This window comes from Bartonella sp. AD24XZML (genome assembly GCF_042196485.1).
In the GTDB taxonomy this organism is placed as follows: domain Bacteria; phylum Pseudomonadota; class Alphaproteobacteria; order Rhizobiales; family Rhizobiaceae; genus Bartonella.
The window spans coordinates 1-3,677 of record NZ_JBHIQH010000053.1 but is presented as its reverse complement, the minus strand read 5'-3'; the positions used below and the strand labels follow the sequence as shown (position 1 = coordinate 3,677).

General features: G+C 36.7%; 1 protein-coding gene and 1 pseudogene. Both read left to right on the top strand.

Features of this window, described 5'->3' with window-relative positions; genetic code table 11:
* Positions 1-1,466: YadA-like family protein (locus ACFIMX_RS05480; protein WP_375694153.1), on the top strand; the 1,466-nt coding region annotated here is incomplete at its 5' end.
* A 1,218-nt stretch (positions 1,467-2,684) separates the two neighbouring features.
* Positions 2,685-3,677: pseudogene (locus ACFIMX_RS05475) on the top strand (hypothetical protein); the annotation flags it as partial.

Here is a 3,677-nt window from a genome sequence, read left to right as displayed (position 1 = left end):
AGAATGTAGTTACTAATGTGGTGGGTGACAAGCTTGTTAAGCAAGATAGAGCAGGGCTTATTACCATTGGTGGAGAAGTAAGTGGAGCTAAAGTAAGTATTGCAAACGTTGATAATGCGGCACGGACACTTTCCGGTGTTAATGCAGGTTCGATTACAGCAACGTCAACTGATGCGATAAATGGTTCTCAACTTTATTCCATGAGCAATGTCATTGCTAGATACTTTAGTGGTGATGCTGGATATGATGAAGAGGGAAACTGGAATGCTCCTACTTTTACAGTTAAAGTCTTTGATGAGAATGGTAATGGAGCTGAAACGCACTATGGAAATGTTGCGGAGGCACTTTCTGGTGTAAGCAGTTCTTTCACGAATCTTAATAAAAAAATCGAAAATGTGACTGGTGATAGTTTTGTTAAACAAAATAGCGCTGGGCTTATTACGATTGGAGGAAGCAAAGGCGGCGATAGAATAGATGTTGCAAACAGTATTAATACTCCACGAATTCTCTCTGGTGTTAAGGGTGGCGCATTTACAGAAACATCGACCGAAGCAGTAAATGGTAGCCAGATTTATTTGATGTCTCAGGCATTTGCAAATTATTTTGGCGGTGGTGCTGGTTATGATGAAAATGGAAAATGGTCAGGTCCTACTTTTACAGTTAAAGCCTTTGATAAGGATGGTAATGAGACTGAGACAAACTATAATAATGTCGCGGATGCATTTGCTGGCGTGAATAGTGCTTTCACAGCTTTGAATAATCAGATTGTTGATCTAAAGAATAACACTGGTATTGGTGAAACAGATAAGACATCTCAAGGTGATGGTTTAGATATTATTTCAGACGGCTTTCCTTTTATGAGCAGATTAACTCGTTCCATAGATGAGTATGCCATGGATAAAGAGGAGAATGACATAGACGAGGAGGATCTTGCAGTTAGCTATGATGTTGATAAAGAAAGCGGAAAGAAAATCAGTAGCATCACTCTAAAAGGTGTCGATGACAGTGAGCCTGTTTTGATTACTAATGTTAAAGATGGAAAAATTGAACATGACTCTAAGGACGCAGTGAATGGTGGTCAGTTATACGATCATACCGAGGAGCAGATGAAGATTACTCTTGAAAGTGCGAAAAAGTATACGAACGATCAAGTCAATAATGGTGTTAACGAGGCAAAATCCTATACCGATATGAAGTTTGACGCACTAAGTTATGATATTACGAATGTGCGCAAAGAGGCAAGGCAAGCAGCGGCGATTGGTTTGGCAGTATCTAACTTACGTTACTTCGATGACCCAGGATCTGTGAGTGTTTCATTTGGTGGCGGTTTTTGGCGTGGACAATCTGCTTTTGCTATTGGTGCAGGTTATACATCTGAAGATGGCAAGATTCGTTCTAATCTATCAGCAACCAGTGCTGGAGGTCAGTGGGGAGTAGGTGGTGGAATAACTCTGAAATTAAAATAACACCAGAGAATATGAAAAATTACAATTTAAGTGAAGTTTTGCCCTTGTCTGATGAGACAAGGGCAAAATTTTATATTATAGAGAAGTAATATTTTACAGAGAAAGCCTTAGAGTAGTATACTTATAAAGTCTCATAACAATGTATTCTATAATAAGAATCTTAGTGAGATTGATTTTAGTGAGAAGTGAAGCACTTTAACAAAAATTTTACAAACACAGAGTAATACTGTCATATAAATTGATAGAGTGCGTAATCGCACAGTATTTTAAAACTGTACGTTCTATAATTTCATCGATAGAAAATATCCATTGGGGGATACGTTTAAAAAATTAAAAATCCCATTTTATTATTTTATTTATTTGCTCTTGTACATAGCAGTAGTAATCATGAGGTACGCAACAGCGGCAATTATTAGTAAGACTCATTTTGATCAAAATGGGATACCTCAAACAAACTATGAAACAGAACCTCTAGGAAAGTCTATAATGCATGGAATCTATGAATTTTAAAGTTATAAGGATATTTCACGATTGTATAAATCGGAAAGACTCATTCTGTAAAAATAGTTAAATTCATTTTTCTCTTGCTATTTTACTCAATAGTCTATAAAACCATAAAAATAGTCTTTAGTAAGACTCATTCTGGTAAAAACGGAAAAAGTTCTCGCAAAGGGAGGTGCGAAGAGTTATGGAAAAATCACATAATCATCCTCATTTTATCTTAAAGCTCTTAAAGAGAAAAAAATCTAGAACTCGAGAGTACGTCTCACTTATCACTATGATAAAAGTGCAATGATTTCACAACAACCACTCTACGTCATTCACCAGACGACTTAACCGTTTCCTGCAATAACACCTTAATAGCCTCTTAAACATACAAAAAGAGCTCTTTCACTTTAAAAATCATAAACCGCAGATCTAACAATAGCGTGCAAATATGTCTTCTTCATATCCGTTCCATCTATTTCCTCACCCTAAAATTCAGGAATCTTGTTACAAAAAAACCTTCTTACAGTCGGAAAAAATTAAAAAACCATTAACAAAATCGTTGATCAACGTTAATCGCAACCTTGCCAGAGCCCTAACTTCTTCTGTTCGCCTCTGCGACAAACCTAAACTTTGTAAAGAACAAACAAAATCACATCCCAAAATCATCCCTAGCGCTGAAATATGTTTTTTTTATGTTCTAAATATGTTTTTTTACTTGGAGAATTTGTTATGAAAAAATTATATACCACATCAAAAGCGCCGGTGGTGAGTGATTTTAAAAATTCTTACTCGCTTTATCGATTACAGTTTATTAAAGCGCTTTCATTGGCTTCAGTGATTATCTTTTTATCAAATGTTTCTCCTGTTTCTGCTAATACTCAGATTTTTAATAACATATCAAACGATTTTAGTGGCGATACAAATGTGCTTAAAGCTATTCCACCAGCCTATGTTGTTGGCAGTAAATTATATCAAGATAGTGGCTCTGCATTTATAGGGGATGAAGATGGCTTCAGAAATTTAAATCCTAATATTAAGTTTCAAACGCAACATGCATTTGATACTGCATTTGCGGGTAAGCAAAGTTCTAAGAATGTAGCGGATGCATTTTCTCGTGTGAATAGTGCTTCCACAAGTTTAAATCATCAGCTTGTTGAGATAAAGGAGCCCTCTGCTATTGGAGAGAAACAAAATAATTTATTTCAAGGTGATGATCAGCATAAGAATATAGGCAGCTTTCCTCTTTTGAGAAGCTTACCCAGTGCACTAAACCGTGAGGAGGATGAAAGGATGGTAACTGTTGCTCCTAAGTCACCTTTAACTATAATAACTTTTCGGAATAGTGAAGGTAAAGAACGAATTCTTGTGGATGTTGCTACTGGTTCGATTACAGAAAACTCAACTGAGGCGGTAAATGGTTCCCAGCTTCATAGTCTTGGCACCAAGGTTGCATCATCTTTAGGAGGTAGCGCTAGCTATGAGAATGGCACATGGACTTCTCCTACTTTTACAGTTAAGAGCTTCACAAAAGATGGAGATGTTTCTGACTCGACTTATAATGATGTCGCTTCAGCCTTTATCGGTGTTGGTGATTCTATCGCGAATATTAAAAATGAGATTGAAAAAGGAATTGCTGGTGAAAAAAGTGACTCTTTGAACTGGAATGAATCTACAAGCGCCTTTGTAGCGACGCATGGAGAAGAAAATAGCAGCAGCAAGATT